General features: G+C 69.0%; 20 protein-coding genes. 8 read left to right on the forward strand and 12 right to left on the reverse strand.

Annotation, left to right across the window (positions count from 1 at the left end; all coding sequences use genetic code 11):
* The first annotated feature begins 83 nt into the window (after positions 1-83).
* The 4 genes from pstS (at position 84) to pstB (ending at position 4207) form a co-directional block, all read left to right on the forward strand.
* Positions 84-1229, forward strand: coding sequence for a phosphate ABC transporter substrate-binding protein PstS (pstS, locus tag A3IC_RS0122270; RefSeq protein ID WP_020552271.1), 1146 nt, complete (start codon positions 84-86; stop codon positions 1227-1229).
* 37 nt (positions 1230-1266) lie between these two features.
* Positions 1267-2262 carry a phosphate ABC transporter permease subunit PstC gene (pstC, locus tag A3IC_RS0122275; protein ID WP_020552272.1) on the forward strand — a complete coding sequence of 332 codons (996 nt, stop codon included), beginning with the start codon at positions 1267-1269 and terminating at the stop codon, positions 2260-2262.
* Complete coding sequence (pstA, locus tag A3IC_RS0122280) at positions 2259-3368, forward strand: phosphate ABC transporter permease PstA (protein WP_020552273.1); 1110 nt, start codon at positions 2259-2261, stop codon at positions 3366-3368. Before pstC ends, pstA begins: the two co-directional genes overlap by 4 nt.
* 62 nt (positions 3369-3430) lie before the next feature.
* Positions 3431-4207 (forward strand): phosphate ABC transporter ATP-binding protein PstB, encoded by a 777-nt coding sequence (gene pstB / locus A3IC_RS0122285; protein WP_026218585.1) that lies wholly within the window; start codon positions 3431-3433, stop codon positions 4205-4207.
* A 144-nt stretch (positions 4208-4351) separates the two neighbouring features.
* Here pstB and A3IC_RS0122290 read toward each other — a convergent pair whose 3' ends face one another.
* The gene (locus A3IC_RS0122290; protein WP_020552275.1) at positions 4352-5347 is read right to left on the reverse strand and encodes an inorganic phosphate transporter; all 996 of its coding nucleotides are present in this window, start codon (positions 5345-5347) and stop codon (positions 4352-4354) included.
* Positions 5348-5351: 4 nt separating this feature from the next.
* Positions 5352-5972, reverse strand: coding sequence for a DUF47 domain-containing protein (locus A3IC_RS0122295; protein WP_020552276.1), 621 nt, complete (start codon positions 5970-5972; stop codon positions 5352-5354).
* Between the two features lie 394 nt (positions 5973-6366).
* Here A3IC_RS0122295 and A3IC_RS0122300 point away from each other — a divergent pair, with 394 nt between their 5' ends.
* On the forward strand, positions 6367-6747 hold the full coding sequence (locus A3IC_RS0122300) for a metal-sensitive transcriptional regulator (protein WP_020552277.1): 381 nt from the start codon (positions 6367-6369) through the stop codon (positions 6745-6747).
* Between the two features lie 320 nt (positions 6748-7067).
* Here the strand turns inward: A3IC_RS0122300 and A3IC_RS55880 are convergent, their stop codons facing one another.
* The 10 genes from A3IC_RS55880 to A3IC_RS0122355 form a co-directional block, all read right to left on the reverse strand.
* Positions 7068-7940 (reverse strand): SCO4651 family lipoprotein, encoded by an 873-nt coding sequence (locus tag A3IC_RS55880; protein WP_020552279.1) that lies wholly within the window; start codon positions 7938-7940, stop codon positions 7068-7070.
* 89 nt (positions 7941-8029) lie between these two features.
* Complete coding sequence (locus A3IC_RS55885; RefSeq protein ID WP_020552280.1) at positions 8030-8743, reverse strand: GntR family transcriptional regulator; 714 nt, start codon at positions 8741-8743, stop codon at positions 8030-8032.
* Positions 8744-8771: 28 nt separating this feature from the next.
* The gene (locus A3IC_RS0122320; protein ID WP_106668975.1) at positions 8772-9407 is read right to left on the reverse strand and encodes a phosphatase PAP2 family protein; all 636 of its coding nucleotides are present in this window, start codon (positions 9405-9407) and stop codon (positions 8772-8774) included.
* A 75-nt stretch (positions 9408-9482) separates the two neighbouring features.
* Positions 9483-10328, reverse strand: a complete 846-nt coding sequence (locus A3IC_RS0122325; RefSeq protein ID WP_020552282.1) for an ABC transporter ATP-binding protein — start codon at positions 10326-10328, stop codon at positions 9483-9485.
* Positions 10329-10341: 13 nt separating this feature from the next.
* Entirely contained in the window at positions 10342-11262 is a 921-nt protein-coding gene (locus A3IC_RS0122330) for an ABC transporter permease (protein ID WP_020552283.1), read from the reverse strand.
* 57 nt (positions 11263-11319) lie between these two features.
* The gene (locus A3IC_RS0122335) at positions 11320-12156 is read right to left on the reverse strand and encodes a glycosyltransferase family 2 protein (RefSeq protein WP_052173718.1); all 837 of its coding nucleotides are present in this window, start codon (positions 12154-12156) and stop codon (positions 11320-11322) included.
* Positions 12157-12236: 80 nt separating this feature from the next.
* Entirely contained in the window at positions 12237-13019 is a 783-nt protein-coding gene (locus A3IC_RS0122340) for a CDP-alcohol phosphatidyltransferase family protein (RefSeq protein ID WP_020552285.1), read from the reverse strand.
* Positions 12997-14067, reverse strand: coding sequence for an iron-containing alcohol dehydrogenase family protein (locus A3IC_RS0122345; protein ID WP_020552286.1), 1071 nt, complete (start codon positions 14065-14067; stop codon positions 12997-12999). The genes A3IC_RS0122340 and A3IC_RS0122345 overlap by 23 nt, the downstream gene beginning before the upstream one ends.
* The gene (locus tag A3IC_RS0122350) at positions 14055-14822 is read right to left on the reverse strand and encodes a phosphocholine cytidylyltransferase family protein (RefSeq protein WP_020552287.1); all 768 of its coding nucleotides are present in this window, start codon (positions 14820-14822) and stop codon (positions 14055-14057) included. Before A3IC_RS0122350 ends, A3IC_RS0122345 begins: the two co-directional genes overlap by 13 nt.
* Positions 14819-16702 (reverse strand): DUF5941 domain-containing protein, encoded by a 1884-nt coding sequence (locus tag A3IC_RS0122355; protein ID WP_079026603.1) that lies wholly within the window; start codon positions 16700-16702, stop codon positions 14819-14821. The genes A3IC_RS0122350 and A3IC_RS0122355 overlap by 4 nt, the downstream gene beginning before the upstream one ends.
* A gap of 419 nt (positions 16703-17121) precedes the next feature.
* Between A3IC_RS0122355 and A3IC_RS0122360 the strand changes: the two genes are divergently transcribed.
* From A3IC_RS0122360 to A3IC_RS0122370, 3 genes are read left to right on the forward strand one after another with little or no spacing between them, the layout of a single operon-like run.
* On the forward strand, positions 17122-19980 hold the full coding sequence (locus A3IC_RS0122360; protein ID WP_020552289.1) for a bifunctional glycosyltransferase/CDP-glycerol:glycerophosphate glycerophosphotransferase: 2859 nt from the start codon (positions 17122-17124) through the stop codon (positions 19978-19980).
* Positions 19977-21152: a glycosyltransferase family 4 protein gene (locus A3IC_RS0122365; protein ID WP_020552290.1), complete on the forward strand. Its 1176-nt coding sequence runs from the start codon at positions 19977-19979 to the stop codon at positions 21150-21152. The genes A3IC_RS0122360 and A3IC_RS0122365 overlap by 4 nt, the downstream gene beginning before the upstream one ends.
* Positions 21153-21212: 60 nt before the next feature.
* A complete protein-coding gene (locus tag A3IC_RS0122370; RefSeq protein WP_106668976.1) occupies positions 21213-23870 on the forward strand; it encodes a YfhO family protein in 2658 nt (885 codons plus the stop codon).

Raw genomic sequence — 23870 nt, forward strand, 5'->3', positions numbered from 1 at the left:
CATTCTCACGGCCTAACTTCATGGGAGACGGCGCCCGTTCGGGACGCCGCACCACGAGTTGAGTTCGATCGAAAGGGAGCGCCGTGACCATTCGGCCCCGCAGTGTCCGTCGCGGTATCGGCTTCACCGGCCTGGCACTCGCCGGCGCGCTCACGCTGGCCGCGTGTGGCTCCGACGACAACAGCTCGGGTGACGACAAGAAGTCGTCGACGAAGGCCGCGGCGGCCCCCGGCGCCGAGGCCCCCAAGGGTGACTGCGGCACCGGCAAGCTCGCCGCCGCCGGCTCCAGCGCCCAGAAGAACGCGATGGACGAGTGGATCAAGGCGTACCAGGCCAAGTGCTCGGGTGCCTCGATCGACTACGCGTCCTCGGGTTCGGGCACCGGCCGTCAGTCGTTCTTCGACAAGCAGGTCACCTTCGCCGGCTCCGACTCGGCGCTCAAGCCGGAAGAGGTCGCCAAGGCCGGCGCGGCGTGCGCCCCCGGCCAGGCGATCAACCTGCCGATGGTGACCGGCCCGATCGCGATCGCGTACAACGTCTCCGGCGTCAAGGACCTGACCCTGGACGCGAAGACGATCGCGGGCATCTTCTCCGGCAAGATCACCAAGTGGGACGCCGCCGAGATCAAGGCGCTGAACCCGAACGCACAGCTGCCCGGCACCGCGATCCAGACCGTGCACCGCTCCGAGGCCTCGGGCACCACCGAGAACTTCACCAAGTACCTCAAGGCCGCGGCCGGCGCCGACTGGACCTTCGACGCGGCCCAGGACTGGAAGGCCCCGGGCGGTCAGGGTGCCAAGGGCAGCGAGGGTGTCGCCTCCATCGTGAAGTCGACGCAGGGCGGCATCAGCTACATGGAGCAGTCCTACGCGGAGAACTCCGGCCTGGGCATCGCGCAGATCAACACGGGTGCGGCGGCTCCGGTCAAGCTCACTCCCGAGGCGGCGGGCAAGGCCGTCGAGGCGGCCAAGATCGTGGGCCAGGGCAACGACCTGAAGCTGTCGGTCGACTACGCGACCAAGGCCGAGGGCGCCTACCCGATCATCCTGGTCACCTACGAGATCGTCTGTGAGAAGGGCACCGCCGCGGACAAGCTCCCGCTGCTGAAGTCCTTCCTCAACTACACCTCCAGCGCCGAAGGCCAGAAGGTCCTCGCGGGCATCGGCTACGCGCCGCTCCCGACGACGGTCGCGGACAAGGTTCGCGCCGCCGTGGCCGGTCTGTCCTAGTCCGAGCCCGCTGAGCGACCGACTCGTACGGAGAGAGATGTCCACCACCACTCCCACCGCACCGGCGGAACCCGAGCGCAAGGCTCCCGCGGCCAAGCGCACCAAGGTTCGGCCAGGCGACCGGATCTTCTCCGGTGCCGCCCGCGGCGCCGGCATCAGCCTGCTCGCCATCATGGCCGCGATCGCGATCTTCCTCGTGGTCAAGGCGACGGACGCACTGTCGAAGAACCAGGGCAGCTTCCTGACCGACCAGGGCTGGGACCCGAACACGGCGAAGCCCGCGTTCGGTGTCGTCACGCTGGTGTTCGGCACGGTTGTCAGCGCCACCATCGCGATGCTCATCGCGGTGCCGGTCGCGGTGGGGGTGGCGCTGTTCATCACGCACTACGCCCCCCGGCGGATCGCCCAGACACTCGGCTACATCATCGACCTGCTGGCCGCGGTGCCCAGCGTGGTCTACGGCCTGTGGGGCTACATCTTCCTGGCCCCCAAACTGCTCGGCCTGCACTCGTGGTTGTCCGACTACCTCGGTTGGATCCCGGTGTTCGACAAGGAGCAGGCGGGCGTCACCGCGCGCACGCTGTTCACCGTCGGCATCGTGCTGGCCATCATGATCCTGCCGATCATCGCGGCGGTCACCCGTGAGGTCTTCCTCCAGGTGCCCCGCGCCCACGAGGAGGCCGCGCTCGCGCTCGGCGCCACCCGCTGGGAGATGATCCGGGTCGCGGTGCTGCCCTACGGCAAGCCCGGCATCATCAGCGCGTCGATGCTCGGCCTCGGCCGCGCGGTCGGCGAGACGATCGCGGTCGCGATGGTGCTCTCGCCCAGCTTCGACCTCTCGATCCACATCCTGGACCCGGGCAACACCACGATCGCGGCGAACATCGCGAACCAGTTCGGTGAGTCCAACGAGATCGGCCGCGGCGCGTTGATCGCCTCCGGCCTGGTCCTGTTCATCATGACGCTGCTCGTCAACGGCGCCGCGCGCGTCGTCATCAACCGGCGCAAGGCGTTCTCTGGAGCGAACTCATGACCGTCCTGGACACGGGCGACAAGCGCCCGGGCATCGGTACGGACGCGGTCGAGGTCGGTCGCGCGGGTCTGGCGGATCCGCGGGCGGCGTCGCTGACCCGCCGGACCCTGCCGCGCCAGGTGCCGTGGGCGATCGCCGGCGGCGGCGTGCTGCTGACGATCGTGTTCAAGCTGACCCTGGACAACTGGGCACTCGCGGTCTTCCTCGCCGGGGTGATCTTCATCGGCGTCCTGTCCGCCGTCTCGTGGCGGTTCGAGGACGCCCGCCGGGCCCGGGACCGGTTCGCCACCAGCCTGATCTCCACCGCGTTCGTGCTCGCCGTGCTGCCGCTGGTGTCGGTGCTCGGCTACACGATCCAGCGCGGCTACGGCAAGCTGTCGCCGTACTTCCTGTCCCACTCGATGCGCGGCGTGGGCGCCCGGGACGACACCGGCGGCATCTACCACGCGATCATCGGCACCCTGGAGCAGGTCGGCCTGGCCGCCCTGATCGCGGTTCCCATCGGTCTGCTCACCGCGATCTACCTGGTCGAGTACGGGCGCGGTCGACTGGCCAAGACGGTGACGTTCTTCGTCGACGTGATGACCGGTCTGCCGTCGATCGTCGCGGGTCTGTTCATCTACGCCTTCTGGATCATGATGCTCGGCTTCCAGGCCTCCGGCTTCGCCGGGTCGCTGGCGCTGATGATCCTGATGTTGCCGACGGTGGTGCGCTCCGCCGAGGAGATGCTCAAGCTGGTCCCGAACGAGCTGCGCGAGGCCAGCCTGGCGCTGGGCATCCCGAAGTGGCGCACCGTGCTCAAGGTGGTGCTGCCCACCGCGTTCGGCGGCATCGTCACCGGCGTGATGCTCTCCATCGCCCGCGTGATCGGCGAGACCGCCCCGCTGTTGCTGCTCGTCGGACTCACCCAGTCGATCAACACCGACCCCTTCTCGGGGTGGCAATCGGCGCTGCCGCTGTACGTGTTCGACCAGAACCACGCCGGCAACCAGTTCGCCGAGGACCGGGCCTGGGCCGCGGCGCTCACGCTGATCGTCATCGTCATGATCCTCAACCTGGCGGCGCGGCTGATCGCCCGCTGGAAGGCACCGAAGGCGGGCCGATGAAGGCGACGACGACCCGAACGGCCGACCGCGGCACCGACATCCGCACCGATCCAGAGGCAGGAATGACCAAGCGCATCGAAGTTTCCGGACTCAACGCCTACTACGGCTCGCACAAGGCCGTCGAGGACATCTCGATGACCATGGAGCCGCGTTCGGTCACGGCCTTCATCGGTCCCTCCGGCTGTGGCAAGTCCACCTTCATCCGCACCCTGAACCGCATGCACGAGCTGATTCCGGGCGCCTCGGTGGACGGGTCGGTCGCGCTGGACGGTCAGGACCTGTACGGCAGCGAGATCGACCCGGTCGCGGTCCGCCGCACGGTCGGCATGGTCTTCCAGCGGCCCAACCCGTTCCCGACCATGTCGATCTACGACAACGTCGCGGCCGGGCTCAAGCTCGCGGGGATCAAGCGCAAGGGCGACCTGGACGCGATCGTCGAGCGTTCGCTGCGCGGCGCGAACCTGTGGACCGAGGTCAAGGACCGGCTGAACAAGCCCGGCGCGGGCCTGTCCGGCGGCCAGCAGCAGCGACTGTGCATCGCGCGGGCGATCGCCGTCGAGCCGCAGGTGCTGCTGATGGACGAGCCGTGCTCGGCACTCGACCCGATCTCCACGCTCGCGATCGAGGACCTGATCGCGCTGCTCAAGGAGCGGTACACGATCGTCATCGTGACCCACAACATGCAGCAGGCCGCGCGCGTCTCGGACAAGACCGCGTTCTTCAACCTCGCCGGTCCGGGTCAGCCCGGTCGGCTGGTGGAGATCGGCGACACCGAGACGATCTTCTCGGCACCCACCGAGGAATCGACGGCGGACTACATCGCCGGCCGGTTCGGCTGAGCGCGGAAGCGTCGACGGACGGCGGCGATGGACATGCGTGAGGGCCCACACCGGGACGGGTGTGGGCCCTCACGTTCGATGTCTCGCCCGCGGGCCGGATGCCCCGTACGTCCTGCATTACGTACGCGGCGCGTGGTCCGCGGATCAGCCCACGATCAGGTGGGCAATCCAGTACACGCCGGCCGCGACCAACCCGGCGGCCGGCATCGTGGTGAACCAGCCGATCAGGATGTTCTTGGCGACGCCCCAGCGCACCGCCTTGACCCGCTTGGTCGCGCCCACGCCCATGATCGCCGAGGTGATGATGTGCGTGGTGGAGATCGGCGCCTTGAAGACGTAAGCCGTGGTGTACAGGATCGAGGCGGCCGTGGTCTCGGCCGCGAAACCCTGCGGCGGGTCCAGCTCGATGATCTTGCGGCCGAGCGTGCGCATGATCCGCCACCCGCCCGCGTAGGTGCCCAGCGACAGCGTGATGGCGCACGCGAGCTTGACCCACACCGGGATGCCGTCGCCCTGCTGATGACCGCTGATCACCAGCGCCATCACCACGATGCCCATCGTCTTCTGGGCATCCTGGATACCGTGCCCGAGCGCCATGCCGGCCGCCGAGACGGTCTGCGCCAGCCGGAAGCCGCGCTTGGCCTTGTGCGGGTTGGACTTACGGAACAACCAGATGATCCCGACCATCACCAGATAGCCGGCGACCAGGCCGACCACCGGCGACAGGAACATCGGGATGACGACTTTGTCGAGCACACCGTTCCAGTAGACGGTGCTGGAGCCCGCGAGCGCGGCGCCGACCAGGCCACCGAACAGCGCGTGCGACGAGGACGAGGGCAGTCCGAAGTACCAGGTCAGCAAATTCCAGAAGATCGCGCCGACCAGCGCCGCGAACAGGATGACCAGGCCATCCTTGCCTTCGGGGGTGGCGATCAGCCCTTCGCTGACGGTCTTGGCGACGCCTTCGCCGAGAAAGGCGCCCGCGAGGTTCATCACCGCGGCCATGGCCAGCGCCGCCCGCGGCGTCAGTGCCCGAGTGGACACCGAGGTCGCGATGGCGTTGGCCGAGTCGTGGAAGCCGTTGGTGTAGGTGAAGAAGAGCGCGACGCCGATGACGATGATCAGACCAGTGAGTTCCACTGGGTCAGGACTCCTTGACGGCGATCGTCTCGACCGTGTTCGCCACGTGCTCGAACCCGTCGGCGGCCTCTTCGAGCACGTCGACGATGCCCTTGAGCTTGAGCACGGTCAGCGCGTCGTACGCGCCACTGAACAAATGGGCCAGGAGCTTGCGGTGGATCTGGTCGGCCTGGTTCTCGAGTCGGTTGATCTCGATCCAGTACTCGGTCAGGTCCTTCATCGTGCGCAGCCGGGGCATCGCCTCGGCGGTCAGCTCCGAGGCCCGGACCAGCACCTCGATCTGATCGGCCACCTGCGGCGGAAGCTCGTCGAGCTGATACAGCACGACCAGGTCGACGGCCTCTTCCATGTAGTCCATGACATCGTCCAGTTGCGAGGCGAGGGCGTAGATGTCCTCGCGGTCGAACGGGGTGATGAAGGAGGCGTTGAGCTGGCGCATGATCGCATGCGTGGTGTCGTCACCGGCATGCTCGGCCGCGCGCATCCGTTCGGCGATCTCCGGACGAGCGGAGACCTCTGCGCCGAGCAACTCCGTCAGGAGCTTGGATGCGGTGACCAGGTTGCTCGCCGCTGCGGCGAACATGTCGTAGAAGCTCGTCTCCCTGGGGGTCAGACGCAATCGCACTGGAGGTCTCCGGGATAATGAAAGTGGTCGGCGTCGATGCTAGGCGCTCCGGCGGTCGTGCACGCAAGCCGGGGAGTCGACGCGAACCGCGACCGTACCCGGCGGTAACGAGACGCGCGCTCACAGCGACGAACGGGCATGCGGAACCACCCGTTCCGCCGCCTAGGACGCCCGTCACACGGCCAGAGTATGGGCCAGGGCGGCATTCGAGTGACAGTGCGACCTAGGCTCGATCCATGTCGTCCACATCACATGAACGAATCCGAGGGATCGGCCGCGATGTTCGCACCTGAGACGGGCGCGAGCGACCGACACCACCGGCGCGGAATCGCAATGCTTGCCGGATATACCCCCCGGGGGTAAATTCGGATAATGGACGGTCACCCATCGGGCCATGGACACGTGGGGAACGGCCGCAGAGATACGGGAGACGACGGTGGAACAGGATCCGCAGAAGCCGGATACGACGGCGGCGCACGGCGCATCGGGGCACGGGCACGGCTACAGCGGGCGCAAGGACGAGCACCTCAAGCGGCTGCGCCGGGTCGAGGGGCAGGTGCGCGGGTTGCAGCGGATGGTCTCCGAGGACGAATACTGCATCGACATCCTGACGCAGGTCTCGGCGGCCACCAAGGCGCTGCAATCGTTCGCGCTCAGCCTGCTGGAGGAACACTTGGCGCACTGCGTCGCGAACGCGGTGGAAAAGGGCGGCCCGGAAGCGGACGAAAAGGTCAAGGAGGCGTCCCAGGCGATCGCACGCCTGGTGCGCTCCTGAGGCCGCGGCGACGGGGGCCGGCCCGGGTGTGGGTCCCTGTCCCCCAGCCGCCGACGAGTCCGAGCACGGCGTCGATCTGAGCCTGCGTGAGCGGACCCTCGCTCGCCGACGCCGCGATCATCAGGTCGCCGTAGAGCTCGATCTCGTCGAGGACGACGTGGTCGTGCACACCGCGATCGGAGAATCGTGACACCCACATCACCTCCTCGTGCGCACCCCGGACGGGCCTCGGCCCATCCAGCGTAGGGGTGGCTCCGCGGCGCCGACATGGCACGCCTGGGTCATATGGGGACCGCCCGGAACGACTCCGCGCGAGTGACTCAGCCGCGTCGCGCGGGTGTCCGGGACGGGCTCGGCGCGACGTACAGGTCCTTGGCCTCGGGCGGCTTGACGTCGACCACCACGCCGAAGTCGTACAGCTCCGCCGCGGAGAGCACCTTCGCGGTCGGTGCCGCCTTGCCCTGATCCGGGCCCATCGCGAAGGCGAACGACTCCTCGACCTTGCGCAGCCGCCCGGCGTCGTCGAGGTAGGCGTCGAACGGAATCGGCGCGCCGTCGAAGGTCTTGAGCGCGGCGGCCAGCGGGCCGCGCACCTCCGGCGCGGTCAGGTCGTGCGCCTTGCGGATGTCGAGGGTTCCCTTGTAGTGCCGCACCGTGTCCGCGCCCAGCTTCTCGGTCCCCACGAGCACCACGTCGTCGTTGACCCCGCGCAGTATCTCGAAGGACGTCCCGGGGTCGGTCGCACCGCCGCTGACCAGGTTGCCGTCGGCCAGCCCGTCGATCGCCAGCCGCACCCACTTGTCCTTGGGCACGCCCGGCGACCCGTTCTTCATGTAGAGCGCGTCGGGGGTGAGGATCTCCTGGAGCGGGCCGGCGATGCCGGAGTCCTTGGGCGCGTCCACCGTGAGCGAGCCGATGTGCCGGACGTAGTCGAACATGCCCTGCCCGGTGAGCTTGACCACCCGGTCGGCGTTTTGCATGGTCATCGTGGTGCGGGTGCGCGAACTCTTCGCGCCGGTCGTGACATCGGCCGCCCTGCGGACCGCCAGGACCGCTGCGGGCGGGCCGTTCGATGCCCCGGCGCTGCCCTTGACCTGCGCTCCCTGAGGTTGCACGTCGTCGCCCTGACAGCCGGCGGCCCCGGCCAGGAGGAGCGCACAGCAGACACCCGTGAGCGCGGTACGGACCAACATGTGGGGTTCTCCCGGATGCTCGGAATCCTCGCGTGACGGCCGGCCACGCGGCGGCGGCTCGACGGGACAACGAGCGAGGCGACGCCGGGTTACGGCCGTTCGGGGGACGGCGGGTCGGCGGGCGCGGGCAGCACGTCCGGGGCCGGGCGGCGCGACCAGGCCAGATGCCGCCGGGTCAACTCCTCGGCGCCGGCCCGATCACCGGCCTCGATCAGGTCGAGCAACCGGTGGTGCTCGGCGGCGATCCGGCTCCGGTCGGCCGGGTCGGCCAGCGGGTGCGGACCATGCAGCCGGGCCTGGGCCCGCAGTTCGGCGACCATCCGGACCAGGCGCGCGTTGCCGGCCAGGCCGAGCAGGTGGGCGTGGAAACGATCGTCGGCGTCCACGTAGGCCGGCGCGTCGACGCGGGCGACCGCGTCGGCGAGTTCGTCGACCAGTGCCCGCAGGGCCGGCAACGCGTGCGCGCAACCGTCCCGGGCGATCCGCCCGATGATCGGTATCTCCAGGAGTTCGCGCAGGTCGTGGATGTCGTCCAGGTCGGCGGCGGACATGCTGCGGATCCGAAAGCCCTTGTTGCGGACCGGCTCGACCAGACCGTCCTTGGCCAGATCGAGCAGCGCCTCGCGGACCGGCGTCGCGGACACCCCGAATCGGGTGGCCAGGGCGGGCGCCGAGTAGACCACGCCGGGCTGCATCCGGCCCGCCACCAGCGCGGCCCGGACCGCGCGCGCCACCTGTTCGCGCAGGCTCAGCCGCTCGCCCAGGCGTCCGGCGTCGCGGCCGCCCTCGCTGTCCGTCCCCATCGTGTCCGCCCCCTCGGCCGCGTCGCCGTCATCCCGCCGGGCGCGGCTCGGCCGTCACCAGCGGACGCAGCGGTCCGCGTTCGACCAGCCGCACCACCGGTTCCAGGACACGACCCATGAACAGCGACCCCACCAGGGCGACCAGCGCGCCCAGCGCGAACCCGGCGAGCACGTCGGTCGGGTAGTGCACACCCACGTACAGCCGGGAGAAACCGGTGAACACCGACGCGAGCACCGCCAGGATCCCGATCCGGCGATCCACCAGCAGGATCCCGACCGCCAGCGCCATCGTGGTCAGCGCGTGGTCGGAGGCGAAGGACGGATCGGTCTTGCCCTCGACGAGCACATGCAGCCCGTCGTGGCTCAGGAACGGACGCGGCCGGTCCACCCAGTCGCGCAGCGGGGCGTTCGCCAACTCGGCGACCAGGGCCGCGAGCGGAGCCCACACGAGGCCGGCCATCGCCGCGGTGTGGTCGGCCCGACTCCGGGCCCGCCACCACGCGAGCAGGGCGAGTACGGCGAGTACGGCGAACATGCCGTACTCGCCCATGAACTCCATGCCCCCGTGTGCCCATGAGGTGTGTTCGGTGAGCCCGTTGACGTCCCGCAGGACCTCGATGTCGAGATTGTCGTCGGTACTCTCCGCCAGGACCTGCAAGGACACCGGTGAACCCCTTCGCGTGGTGCATTGTGGTGCGGGTGGTGCGCGTGGTGCGGGTGGTGCCGTGCAGCGGTGTCGCTACTTGCCCTCGTAGGCGTTGACGACCTCCGCCATCGGCCCGTCCATCTTGATCACGCCCTGATCGAGCCAGATCACCCGGTCGCAGGTGTCCCGGATCGACTTCATGCTGTGGCTGACCAGGAAGACCGTGCCGGCCTCCTTGCGCAGCTCGCGAATCCGGGCCTCGCTCTTGAGCTGGAACTCACGGTCGCCGGTGGCCAGCGCCTCGTCGATCATCAGCACGTCGTGCGTGCGCGCGGCGGCGATGGAGAACCGCAGCCGGGCCGCCATGCCGGACGAGTACGTACGCATCGGCAGCTTGGTGAAGTCCTTGCCGTTGTAGTTGTTGAGGCCGGAGAACGTGGCGATCTCGTCGTAGTTCTCCTCGGCCTCCCGCTGGGTCATGCCCATCGCCAGGCAGCCCAGGATGATGTTCCGCTCACCGGTGAGGTCGTTCATCATCGCGGCGTTGACGCCCAGCAGCGACGGCTGGCCGTCGCTGTAGATCTTGCCCTTGGTGGGCGGCAGCAGGCCGGCGATGCACTTGAGCAGCGTGCTCTTGCCGGAGCCGTTGCGGCCGATCAGGCCGATCGCCTGGCCCTTGTAGGCGACGAAGCTGACGCCGCGCACCGCGTGCACCTCGGTGACGCCGGTGGCCTTCTTGCGCAACGCCAGCCGGGACAGCGCGGAGGTCGCGCTGCCCTTGCCCGAGGAGGCACCGTGCACCCGGTAGATCAGGTGCACGTCGTCGACCACGACGGTCGGCGGGACCTCCTCCTGCTTCGGGGCTTGCTCGGGTTCGTGCGGTTGGCTCTGTTCGGGCACCTCGACCTCGGGCTTCTCGGTGACCTCGCTCCAACTCATGATTGCCGGCTGCTCAGCCACGGCCGTACCTCTCTTCCGCCTTCCAGAAGTACACGTAGCCGCCGAAGCCCATCACGAACGCCCAGCCGATGGCGTAGGCCCAGGTGTGCGGGGGCACCTTGGTGTGGCTGTCGATCAGCGCGTCGCGCACCAGCTCGATGTACACCGCGCCCGGGTTCGCCTCCAGCACGCGGGCCACCCAGGACGGCGCCGTCTTGGTGTAGTTGTCCAGGCTGTAGAAGACGCCGCTGATGTAGAGCCAGGTGCGCAGGATGAACGGCAGCAGCTGCTTGATGTCCACCATCACGGCGCCGATGCGGGCCAGCACCAGGCTCAGGCCGACGTTGAAGACGAACTGCAGCATCAGCGCGGGCAGGATGAGCAGCCATTTCAGCGTAAGCGGCTCACCGGTGCCCAACACGATCGCGCACAACACGACCATGGAGAACAGCAGTTGCTGGAGCTGCACGATGGTGAACGAGATCGGCAGACACGCGCGCGGGAAGTGCAGCGCGCGGATCAGGTTGAGCTGATCGCTGATCGCCCGGCTGCCCGCGAGGACCGCGCTCTGCGTGAACGTGAACACGAAGACGCCGGTGACCAGGAAGGCGACGTAGTTGTCGATGCCGCCCTTGGTCTTCACCAGGTAGCCGAAGATCAGGTAGTACACGGCCGCGTTCAGCAGCGGGGTGAGCACCTGCCAGACCTGGCCGAGTTTGGCGGTGCTGTAGGTCGCCCGGGTCTTGGCGTTGGCGAAGGCCACCACGAAGTGGCGCCGGGCCCAGAGCTGCTTCGTGTACGAGAGCAGCCCCGGTCGGGCGCCGCTGACCGTCAGCTTGTAGCGGGCGGCGAGATCCGCCAGAGGTTCGGACGAACCGGGGGGCGCCGACGTCCCCTGTGGGCTCAGGGTGTCGGCCTGCGCGCTGTTGGCCACGTTGACACTTTCGTCTGCGTCGGATCGAAATCGAAACGGTACGAGAATTCCAGCCTGTCAGATGACGGGCGGACGGCCGAGCCTGGTCATCCGCCAGACGGTCCGCCAGGACATCGGCTTGCGCGGGCCGCTCGGGGTCTTCCACCCCTCGCGGAAGCCGCCCAGCCACGCCTGGGCGTTCTCCCTGGACGGCCGGCGGGCGGCGGTCAGGACGACCCAGGTGCCCAGGTAGGCGGGCACGATCGGCCACGGCAGGTTGCGGCGGGCCAGGTAGACGCGGTTGCGCGCGTTCATCCGGAAGAAGGCCGCGTGCCGCGCCGGGCTGGTCTTGGGGTGCTCCAGCACGATGTCCGCGCGGTACTCGATCTCCCATCCGGCATCGAGCGCGCGCCACGCGAGGTCGGTCTCCTCGTGCGCGTAGAAGAAGTCGTCGGGCAGCCCGCCGACCTCCTCCAGCACGGCCGCACGGACCGCGCTCGCGCCGCCGAGGAAGGTGGTCACCGGGCCCGAGCGCAGCGGGTCGCCGACCCGGATCCTGGGCACGTGTCGGCGCTGGGTCTCACCGCTCTCCGGGTCCACGATCCGGAAGCTGACGATGCCCAGGCGCGGGTTCGCCGCGAACGCCTCGCGCAACAGCCGACCGGCGTCGGTACCGCCGAGGCGGCCGTCGTCGTCGAGGAAGAGCACCACGTCGGTGCCGGCCGGCAGGCCCGCGGTGCCCACGTTGCGGCCGGCGGGGATGCCCACGTTCTTCGGCAGGGGGATGCCCACCGCGCCCTCGGGCAGTTCCGGCAGCGGACCGCCGTTGGCCACCACGACCACCGCCATCGGGTCGCCGACCTGGTCGGCGACCGAGCGCAGCAGCCGGTCCAGCTCGACCGGGCGGTCGCCCATGGTCAACACGACCGCGCCGAGTGTGATGCGCTCCGCCGCGGCGACGTCGCCGGCGCGCTGCCCCTCGGCAGCCTCGGCGGTCACCGGAGCCTGCTCGACATGAGCACGCTGACCAGGTGCAGCACGGTCTGCAGGAGCGCGATGGCGGCGAGCGCGCCGACCGCGATCCTGCTGTACAGCAGGCCGCCGTCGTCGGCCACCAGGTCGAGCACGCCTGCCAGAAGCAGGAAGATCGACGCCTCGACGGCGCCGACCAGGCGGTGGAACTTGAGCGAGGCGACCAGCTTGCGGGCCGATGCCGCACCCGAGGAACGCGGCACGGCGGCGGCGTCCTGCACCGGCGGCAGGCCGCTCTTGGCCCGGGCGCCGTCGACCAGGTCGGTCTCCGACTTGATCAGGATCGCGCCCAGCGCGGCGACCACACCCAGCGTCGCGTAGCCGTTGAAGCCGCCGCCGTCCAGGACGCCCGCGGCGTGCAGGCCGGCGCCGGAGAGCAGTGCCGCCTCGGAGAGGTAGTGGCCGACCCGGTCGAGGTAGACACCGGTGACCGAGGTCTGCCGACGCCAGCGGGCCACCTCGCCGTCGACGCAGTCGAGCAGCAGGTAGAGCTGCACCAGGATCAGCGCCGCGAGCGGCCCGGCGATCCCGGGCAGGATCAGCGCGGCGCCCGCGGCGATGCCCGCGAGGATCATCATGTAGGTGAGCCCGTTGGGCGTCACCCGGGTCCCGACGATGCGTCGGGTGACCTGGAGGGAGATCTGCCGCATGTAGATGCGTCCGGCCCAGTGCTCGCCACTGCGCCGGTCGAGCAGGCCCTCGGGGTGTACGACCGAGCGAAGCTCAGCCGCCGTAGGTGTGGACATATTCGGTCACCGAATCCCGGATGGCGTCATTGTCGAGGTCGAGATGTTCGAGGACGGTGAAGCGTCCCGGACGGGTCTGGGGCGCGTGACTCACCGCCGCCACGAATTCGTCGATGGTCAGGCCGAGATGCTCCGGCACGACCGGCAGCTTGTGCCGATCGAGGGTGCTCGTCAAGAGCTTCGTCAGCTCGACGTCGCCGCGCAGGTGGGTGGCGAACGCGGCTCCCAGGCCGACCTGTTCGCCGTGCAGCCCGTCGTGGCCGTCGCGCTCGCCGTAGAGCAGGTCGATCGCGTGCGAGATCTCGTGACAGGCCCCGCTGCAGGGGCGCGTGGTGCCGGCCACGGACATCGCGATGCCGGAGAGTACGAGGCCCTCGGCCAAGGCCACGAGGAAGTCGTCGTCCTCGATGCCGCCGGGGCGGTGCAGTATCGAGTCGCCGGAGGTGCGGGCCAGCGCGACCGCCAGGCCGTCCACCGGCTCGCCGGTCTCCCGCTGGGAGAGCTCCCAGTCGGCGACCGCGCACAGGTTGGACAGCGACTCGCCGATGCCCGAGCGCACGAAGCGCTGCGGCGCGGCGCGGACCAGGTCCAGGTCCACCACCAGCGCGATCGGCGTGGGCACGCCGTAGGAGCCGCGGCCCGCGTCGTTGTCGAGGATGCTCACCGGCGAGGCGATGCCGTCGTGGGCGAGGTTGGTGGCGACCGCGACCATGGGCAGGCCCACGCGCGCGGCGGCGTACTTGGTCGCGTCCAGGACCCGGCCGCCGCCGAGGCCGACCACCGCGTCGTAGGCCCCGCCGCGCATCCGGTCGGCCAGGTCCACGGCGGCGGTCAGCGTGCCGCCGGCGACGCTGTACCACTCGGCGCCCGGCAGTTGCGGCGCGAACCGTTCGCGCAGCCGCGCGCCGGAACCCTCGCTGACCACGACCGCGATCCGGCCCGAGGTGGAGACCCGCCGGTCGGCCAGGATGGCCGCGAGGTCGTCGACCGCGCCCGCGCGGATGTCGACGGTGAGCGGTGTGGGAACCAGTCGGGTCAGTACCGGCACGCGATCTCCCGCGCGACCATGAGGTCCTCGGTGGTGTCGATCTCGGTCCACGGCACCCGGGTGTCCGGCGCACTGATCGGCTGCACGTCGACCCGGCCGCCGCCGTTCACCAGTTCCTGGTAGCCGTCCTCGTAGTACAGCTGCGGGTCGCGCTCGAAGGTCACCCGGAGCGACTCGATCAGCGCGGGCGCCGCGTGGCCCTCGATCAGCGTGACGCCGATGTACTCGCCGGCCGCGTCGGCCGGGTCCATCAGCTTGGTGATCCGGCTCATCCGGCCGTCCTCGCCGAGGGTGACCTTCATTTCCTCGTCGGCGAGCGGCTTGGCGGTGTCCAGGGCCAGGATTATGCCCTTGACGCCGTCCCGAGCGGCCAGCATGGTCTCCTGGACCGAGACCGGGTGCAACGTGTCGCCGTTGGCCAGCAGCACGCCGTCCGCGAGGTGCTCGCGCGCGCACCACAGGGAGTAGGCGTTGTTCCACTCCTCGGCCTTGTCGTTGTCGACCATGTGCAGCTTCAGGCCGTACCGACGCTCGAGCACGCTCTGCCGCTCGCGGATCGCGTCGCCGCAGTAGCCGACCACGATCGCGGCCTCGGTCAGCCCGACCGAGGCGTAGTGCGACAGCGTGACCTCCAGGATCGACCGTTCGCTGTCCGGCGCACCGGGCGCGCCCACCGGCACCAGCGCCTTGGGCAACGTGTCGGTATGCGGGCGCAGCCGGCGGCCGGCGCCGGCTGCGAGAACGAGGCCGATCATGAAAGGTCTCCAGTTCGATCGAAGGCCGCCGCGGCGGCCTCCAGGGGGCGGTACGACGGCGTCGAGGCCGTGGGAGCCGGACCCACCGGAGTCGCGTCCTCGATGTCCGGGCGCGCACCGCGCACCCAGAACGTGACACTCTCGGTGAGCACGATCGCCGCGAGCACGACGGCCGTCACGATCAGGCCGGTGCGCAGGGTCCCCGAACCCAGTGCGGCAAGCACGGTCACCAGGAGCACACGCCCCTCGTGACCCAGGACCAGCCACACCAGTGCCCGGGGCGGTGCCCCGTAGCCGCCACGCAGGCGGTACACCGTGTCGTAGTGATGGTAGGCCGTGGCCGCGACCAAGCCGAACGCCGCCGCCACCGCGGTGGGCGCGACCTTCGCGGCCAGGATGGTGATCGCGGCGTACTCGGCGGCCCGGAACACCGGCGGCACCACCCAGTCGAGCCGACGCACCAGCGGCCGGCCGATCGCCACGCCGGCGCACAGTGCGTACACACCGGCACCGGCCAGGCCCCACCACTCGCCCGCGCCGCCCGCGAGCAGTACGGCAAGCAGTGCGGCGGTGCCGGCCAGCGCCGCGGCGGGAGCGGGCACCCGCAGCCGCAGTCGGGCCACCGCCTCGGCGAGCGGGCCGCTGTCGGCGAGCGCGGCGAGGTGTTCGCCCACCTGCGGGACGAACGCCGTGCGGCGCGGCAGCGAGCGCAGGATCCGGCCCAGCGAGGTGTAGCAGGCGGCCAGCACGCAGCCGACGATCAGCACGACGAAGGTGATCCGCGGCGTGGTGGTCGCGGTGAGCACGGCGATCAGCGCCCAGCGCTCGCCGATCGGCAGGATGATCATCCGCCGCGCCCACACGGTCCAGCCGACCGAGTTCAGCTTGCCGGAGAGCTTGGCGCCGGCGCCGCCGTCGGCGCTGTCGTCGTCCCCGCCGCCGATGCCGCGCCGGGTCTCGTTGAAGGCGAAGTCGACGATGTGTCGGGTGGTCATCACGACCATGGCGACCAGCGCGAGGGTCCACACGTCGTCGTCGTGCCGAGCCGCGCCCAGGGCCAGGCCCGCGTAGACCGCGTACTCCTTGGCCCGGTCGAAGGTGGCGTCCAGCCACGAGCCGATCCGCGAGTAACTCACCGCGTAGCGGGCGAGTTGGCCGTCGGTGCAGTCCAGCACGAAGGACAGGTACAGGCCCAGGGCGGCACCGATGTAGCCCGCCCGGGTACCGGTGGCGGCGCCCGCGGCCGCGGCGAGCGCGACGAACAGCGAGGCGACGGTGACCTGGTTGGGCGTCAGGGCCCGGCGGGCGCACCAACGCGCGAGATGGCGCGACCAGGTGCTCACCGCGAAGGTGGTGAAGAACCCGTCACGGGCCTTGACCGCCGAATCCAGCCGGATGCGTTCCTCGTCCACGGCCGCCACCGCGGCCAGCGCGTGCTCGCGTTCGGCACGATCACGCGGGACCGCGGCGACCAGGTCGCCCAACGGCACCTCGCGCAGCGTCACACCGGCGGCGACCAGGCGCTCGGCGATCAGGTCGGGGAGACAGTCCTCGTCGGCCGGCCGCAGCGCGGCCGCGATACGCGCGGCCGCGGCCCGCGCCTCACCTTCCACGACGAGCACGCCCGGAACGTGGGTGGCCGCGAAGCGCGTGTCGGCGATCGCCAGCCGCAACGCGTGCCGATGCCCGACGAACCGCTCGTCGACGAGAGCGATCCGCTGGTCGTCCCCGTCGAGAAGGTCGAGTGCCCGATTCGTCGTGCTCCGGATCTCCGGCACGCTACGGGTCAGCCCGGCGAGATCGCCGAGCAGCGGTGCGCAATCGGTCACGGTTGTCCCGGAGGACGGCGAGAGCACCGTAATCACCAGAGCCGTGGACATGCGCCATCACTCCTTATCGGCGTCCGCCACAGCGACGCCCTGGCGCAGGAAGAAATCGGGGGCCGAGCCCCTGAACAACGAGACAGGCTAGCCGATCAACCGCCGCCGGAACACGCTCCTCCGCCCCCGAGCGAGCGGGCGGGCGGGCCGACTCTCGAAGACGGAGCCAGTGGGCCGGCGACGGAACCGACCGGACCCGGCTGCGCGTCCTGATGGGCGCAGATCCCGCGCGTCGGCGATTCGAGCGCTTTGACCGAGGCCATACTGTGATTGATACAGTCGATACGATTCACGTTCGAGTCCGAGCCCTGTGGCAAAACCGTCCGCGACACGCGGGGATTGGCCCACGGCCGGCGGCGGAGGTCTCTCGCGCCGCATACGACTTCGAGATCCTTGCCTTTGGAGGTGGCCGCTTGTCCATGACGCCGGCACCGGACGTCAGCATCGTCGTCATCGTTTACAACGATGCGGACCGCCTGCCCCGAGCGGTGGACTCGCTGCTGGCTCAGACGCTCGACAATATCGAAGTCCTGATCGTGGACGACGCCAGCACCGACCACAGTTTCTCGGTCGCCGAAAGCCTGGCCGCGCAAAACCCGGACAAGGTTTCGGCCATGCGCCTCCCGGAGAACAGTGGTGGCTGCAGCCGACCCCGCAATGTGGGAATCGACGCGGCCCGCGGCACCTATGTGATGTTCCTCGACAGCGACGACACTCTGGACCGCCACGCCTGCAAGAACATGTTGGCTGCCGCCGAGGAGACCGGCGCGGACCTGGTCTCCGGTTTGTGTGTTCGACTGCACGTGGACAAGCAGAACAAGATGACGAAGTGGTACCCGCACCTTTATGAACAGCATGCGGTGTACGAGTCCCTGAGCGAGCAGCCGGACCTTCTCTACGACACCCTGTCGACGAATAAATGCTATCGGCGGGATTTCCTGAACGATAACGCGCTGCGTTTTCCGGAGGGGTATCACTACGAGGACCTGCTGTTCTCCGCACAGGCATATCTGGCTGCCGAGCGCATCGCACTGGTCCCGTATACGGTCTATTACTGGCACGTCATCGACAAGACGGACGCCAAGTCGATCTCGAATCGCCGGGACGAGATCGGAAATTTCGTGGACCGCATTCGGATCCACAAACTGATCGACCGACAGCTGGTCGAACGTCTTCCCGCCGAGCAAGCGCACCTGCTCAAGGTCCACAAGGACAAGAAGTTCGTCAAGCACGACCTCGTCCTGTATCTGTGGGGTCTTCCGTTCCAGGACGAGACCTACCGTCGGGAGTTTCTCGCCCTCGCGAAGCCCTACGTGGAAACGCTCGATCGCAGCGCGTTCCTGGACAGCAAACCGATCCCCGCTCTGGCCGCGTACCTGATCATGCGCGACGACTGGGACAACCTGCTCCCGGCACTGGACACGGTGCTCAACCCGAACAAGCTGGCGACCGAATTGCATCGGGAGGGCGAGCGGGTCTACTGGTGCGCCGATCACCTCGACGACGAGCTCGGTCGACAGGTCCTCGACGTCACGGACACACTGCCGTGGTCGAAGCCGCTCTTCCAGACATGGTTCGGCAACCGACTCACCTCGTTCCGCAGCTCCGGCTCGGTCCTGACGATGTCGGGAGAGATCAACAATGCGCTGGGGCGGCTCGATCCGCAGTCGGCCATCGCGGCGACCCTGGAATTCCGGGCCCGTCGCAAGAAGTTGGCCAAGATCGCCGTGCGCGTCCCGGTCACTACCGTGCGACACGAGGGCTCCGTCCTCACCTGGACCTCGGAGTTCGACCTCGCCGAGCACGTTCGGCCGATCGGATTGATCGACCCGGTGTGGGACGTCCGCCTACAGCTGCGCGTGGACGGCGAGATCACCTCGACCCGACTGTTCGCGACCTCGCTGCCGGAAGGCACCACCTCCATTCCGATCCGGCCGCGGTTGAGCCGGCTGGCCGGCGACAACCTGCTGCCGCACCTGACTTCCAAGGGGCATCTCGCCTTCGCCGTCGTCAGCGAGAGCGAACTGGCCCGCAAGAGCCAGGAGTTGATGTTGCGCTCCGCGCACAGTCCGCTCGGGCACAAGGCCATCCGTTCGCTCAAGGACCAGCTCAAGCAGGGCAAGGCGCGCAAGAAGAGCATTCTCGATCTGGGCAAGCGCACCCTCTCCCAGTTGCCTGTGCACAAGGGGACGATCGTCTTCGAGAGCCACCTGGGACAGCAGTACAGCGACAATCCCAAGTACATCTATGAGGAACTGCGCCGCTCCGGGATCGAGATCAATGCGATCTGGTCGTATTCCGGCAGCACCGAGGGCTTCCCCAAGGACGCGAAACTGGTCAAGCGTCATTCCTGGGCCTACTACAAGGCATTGGCGCAGGCCGAGTTCTGGATCGACAATCAGGGCTTCCCCGCGGACGCGGTCAAGAACAAGGGCACCACCTACATCCAGACCTGGCACGGCTCGGCGCTCAAGCGGATGGGCTTCGACATCCCGACCGTGAAGCAGGCGAGCGAGGCCGAACGCGACCGGCTGCAGACCGCCGTCGACCGGTTCGACCACTTCGTGGTCCGCTCCGAGCACGACGTGCGCACGCTGGTCGCCGCGTATCGACTGCGCGCCGAAATCCTTCGAGTGGGCTACCCGCGCAACGACGCCCTGGTGGACCCGTCGCACATGGACGACGAACTCACCCGCTTGCGCACGGAATTGGGACTGGACGCGGACGACACTCGGCGGGTGCTGCTCTACGCCCCGACCTTCCGGCAGGCGCCGGAGGGATCGATCATGCCGTTCGAAATGCCGTTCGACCTGGAACGGTTCGCCGAGCGCTTCGGCGACCGGTACGTACTCTTGATCCGCACTCACTACCGCAACACCGTCGAGGTCCCGCCGTCGCTGGCCGCCGTGGTGCGCGACGCCTCGCGGGTCCACGACATCACGCCGCTGCTCCTGCTCGCGGACGCCCTCGTCACGGACTATTCGTCGATGATGTTCGACTACGCCCTGCTGGCGCGACCGTTGGTGCTCTTCACCTACGACTACGACGAGTACACCGGCCAGTCCCGCGGGGCGTACTTCGATCTGGCCGAGCATGCCCCGGGCCCGCTCGTACACGACGAGGACGCCCTGTTCGAGGTGCTGGACGATCTCGACGCGACCCAGCTCGCGCACGCGGACCGGCGGCAGCGATTCGTCGAGGAGTTCGGCGAATACGACACCGGCACGGCGGCAAAGGCCATCGTGGAACGCTTCTTCGGACCCGGAGGAACAGCGTGAAGCCCCGTGACAGCGTGCCCGGCCCCAAGGCACGACGTGACATCTTCATCGTCTGCAACAACATCGAGGAGCTCGGCGGCCTGCAGCGCTGGGCGCACCACACCGCGGGCCTGCTCGCCGGGCAGGGCCACGACGTGCATCTCGTGGGCATCGTGCACCCGAACGAACCGCACGACTTCAAGCCCGGGCACTCGTACCGCACGAGTGTCCTGTACGACGTTCACCCGCCGAGCGCGTGGTCGCCCAAGCGGTTGCGCGATCACGCCAACGTCCCGGCCCGGGTCCGCGAGACCCGACGCCGGGAAGAGGCACACGAGGTCGCGGACCGGCTGACCGAGATGTTCCGCGCGGCCCGACCCGGTGCGATCGTGATCGTGCCCCAGGTGTGGGCCATGGAATGGGTCGCGCTCGCCGACACCACCGGGCTGCGGGTGATCGGCATGAGCCACGAGTCGTTCGAGGCGTCCAAGGCTTCCTCCCGATTCGCCCGGGTCCAGCGCTATTTCAGCGATGTCGACCGGTTGCTCCTGCTCACCCGCGAGGACGCCGAGGCGTGGGCGCGCGCCGGGATGAACAACACGGGCGCGCTGCCGAACCCGTTGCCGATCGACCCGACCACCTCCTCCGACCGTCGCCACAAGGTCGTGGTGAGTCTGGGCCGTTTCTCCTACGAGAAGGGCTACGACCTGCTGCTGGAGGCGTGGGGGGAGATCGCGCCGAAGCACCCGGACTGGAAGCTGCGCCTGTACGGCGGCGGATCCGAGGACGCGGCGCTGCGGGCGCAGGCGCTGCGCTTGGGTGTAGCCGGGAGCGTTGAGTTCCCCGGGCCGACGGCGGACGTCGAGGGTGCGCTGCGCGAGGGGGCGATCTTCGCGTTGTCCTCACGGGCGGAGGGTTTCCCGATGTCGCTGCTGGAGGCGATGTCGATGGGCATTCCGTGTGTGGCCTTCGACTGCGCGCCGGGCGTTCGTGAGATCATCTCCCACGAGAACAACGGACTGCTCGTCGCGCGCGGCAACACGGAAAGCTTCGCGGGTGCCGTGCGCACGCTCATGGCGGACGCGGAGTTGCGCGACCGGCTGGGCGAGCAGGCGTTGAAGGACGTGCAACGGTACGCTCCCAGTTCGATCCTCCAGCGCTGGGAACAACTTTTCGAGTTCGTCTACCGCTGAGGATCTCGAACACCATTCGAGTTGCCGGACGCCGCTCCGGGGCACCGGACAGGATTGTGCATGCAGAAAGTCGCCGATGGTACGCCGGCCGGAGTGACCGACATCGGTGATCCCGGCGAACCGGCGGGGCCGGGGCTTCGCCGGGGCTTTCGGCTGCGGCGCTTCGCGATCCGCCTCTCCGGGCCGCTGCTGGCTTTCGTCGCCACGGTGACCGCCTACTGCACCGCGTGGGTGGCCCGTGGCGTCTATCCGTTCGGCGACATACCCCGGGGCGTCAACGACCTGGCGAACCAGTACGTGCCTTTCCACCAGAACCTGTGGGATCTGGCGCACGGACAGGCCGCCGGCGATCCGTTCTTCAATTGGCGCAGCGGCTTCGGCCAGCAATTCCTCTCCGATTACCATACTTATCTGGGCAATCCGGTATCGCTGATCGCCATCCTCGTCCCGCGTGAGCACGTCGACTTCGCCGTTTACCTGGTGAGTCCACTGACCATGGGCATCGCGGCGGCGGCAATGACCGTCTACCTCAAACATCTGGCACCCGGGTCGCGGTGGATGCGCGCCGCGCTCGGAGTCGCGTACGCGCTGTGCGGATGGTCGGTGAGCGACGCCTCCTACATCCCGATGTGGACATGGGGCCTGGTCTCGCTTCCGCTGATCGGACTCGCGGTCGAGTGGTGTATCCAGGGTCGCCGTTGGGTGGGCGCGACCGCGTTCGTCGCGATCGCCTGGACCGGCAACTACTACACCGCGATCATGGCCACCCTCGCCGGCGGAATCCTGTTGCTGATCCGGCTCGCCACGCTGGACGTCGACTGGCGCCGACGGGTGGACGCCACCGTGCGAGCGGGCAGCGCCTTCATGCTGGGAGCCGCGGTGACCCTGCCGCTGCTGCTGCCGTCGTACCTGTCGAGCAAGGCGTCCCAGCCGACCGAGGCGGGCGAATTCGTCGCCGAGCGCTCGGAGATCTTCTTCGCGTCGATGCTTCCGGCGACGCATCTCTGGGGTGGCCGCCCGAAGCTGTACATCGCGAGCCTGGGCATGATCCTCGCCCTCGCCTTCCTGGCGAATCGGGCGGTGGCACCACGCACCCGAGCGGTGTGGGGCGGCGCGATGGTCCTGCTGGCCGCGTCCTTCCAGTGGTCGCCCACCCAGTACCTCTGGCACGGGCTCGCCGTGCCCAACGGCAACCCCTACCGCGAGACCTTCGTCTTCAGCGCGATGCTGGCGATGCTGGCCTGGATGTGCCTGGCCAACCGGCCCGGGATGTTGCCGGTGGCGGGAGCGGCCCTGTCCCTGGTCCTGCTCACCTTCCTGGTCCGCGACGTCGACGACTTCGGCCGGTACACCTGGTGGGCGGTGCTCGGAGGCGGCGGCATCTCGGTGTTCGCGCTGTGGTTGCTCAAGTTGTCCCGCCCCGACATGAACGTGGGCAGAATGCACCGAAGGGACCGCGGCCGACCCCTTCTGATGATCGTCGCCACCGTCCTGATGGTCGGCGTGGTGGTCGCCGAGTCGGCGATGGCCACCGCCGTCGCCGATGTGCGTCGCGGACGCGAGCGATGGGCCTGGCCGGTCGCCACCTCCGGCACGGCCTTCGACAACAAGTTCCGGGCGACCGGGGAAGCCGACGGGTGGCCGCGGTACCGCACCGACACCGGCACCCAGTACTTCGCGTACAACGATCCGCTGCGCATGCGCGGTGAGGGTCCGGAGTACTACAGCAGTTACACGCCCAAGGTGACCTTCGACGCGCTCGCTCCGCTGGGATACGGCTGGATGAACGGCGGGCGGACCATTTTCGGTGCGGACAATCCGGTGCTCGACGCGATCTTCTCGGTCGGCGCACGCGTTCGCCCGACCAACGCCGCCGCCACCCGCTTCGAGGCGTCGCGGTTTTCGACCACTCCGCTCGTCACGGTCCACCCCGGCGGGAACGCGCCCACCGGCACCGCCTTCGACAGCGTCTACGCACGGCAGGAAGCCGTCCTGGGAAGCACCGTCTACCAGGTGCCCACTCCCGTGGTGTCCGGCCAGGAAACCGCGATTTCGGTCACCGGTACCGGGCCGTACCGCTTGGCTCCGCGCGAGTCGGGAACGACGCTCACCTTCACCGCGAAATGCACGCCGGGCAACGGTGTCTACTGGTACAGCCCGACCCTGTACGGCCCGGTGAACCAGAACGGCGCGGAGGCCCTGAGCGAAGGCAGCACCGGCGACGCCCAGGCCGGTGTCGTCCCGGTGGGCACGGTGCCCGCTTCGGGCATCGTCGAGGTCAAGGTGTCGACCACGGCCGACGCCGACATCCCGGCTCGCCCGATCGGCTGTCTCGACCCCGGACTGCTGGCGAAGTCGGTGCGACAGCTCACCACGACAGGCGCGACGGCGGTGTCCGTCGGCGGGCATTCGATCGAAGCCCGATTGCCCGCGGGCAGCACCGGTACCGCGGTGATCGCCACGACCGCCACCGACGGCTGGGTGTGCTCGCGACAGGGTGGCGCGATGAAGAAGCCCGACAACCGGTACGGCCTGATCGCCATTCCGGTGGAACCGGGGACCACTCGCATCGCGTGTTCCTTCACCCCGCCCGGGCTGCGTGCCGGACTCGCGGGCGGCGGTGCGGCACTCCTGGCCGTCCTCGCCGTACCCGCCACCGTATGGTTGCGACAACGCAGGAACAGGAAGACCCCGGCAGGGGTGGACACGATTGGGTGA

The organism is Embleya scabrispora DSM 41855, from assembly GCF_000372745.1.
Classification (GTDB): Bacteria; Actinomycetota; Actinomycetes; order Streptomycetales; family Streptomycetaceae; genus Embleya; species Embleya scabrispora.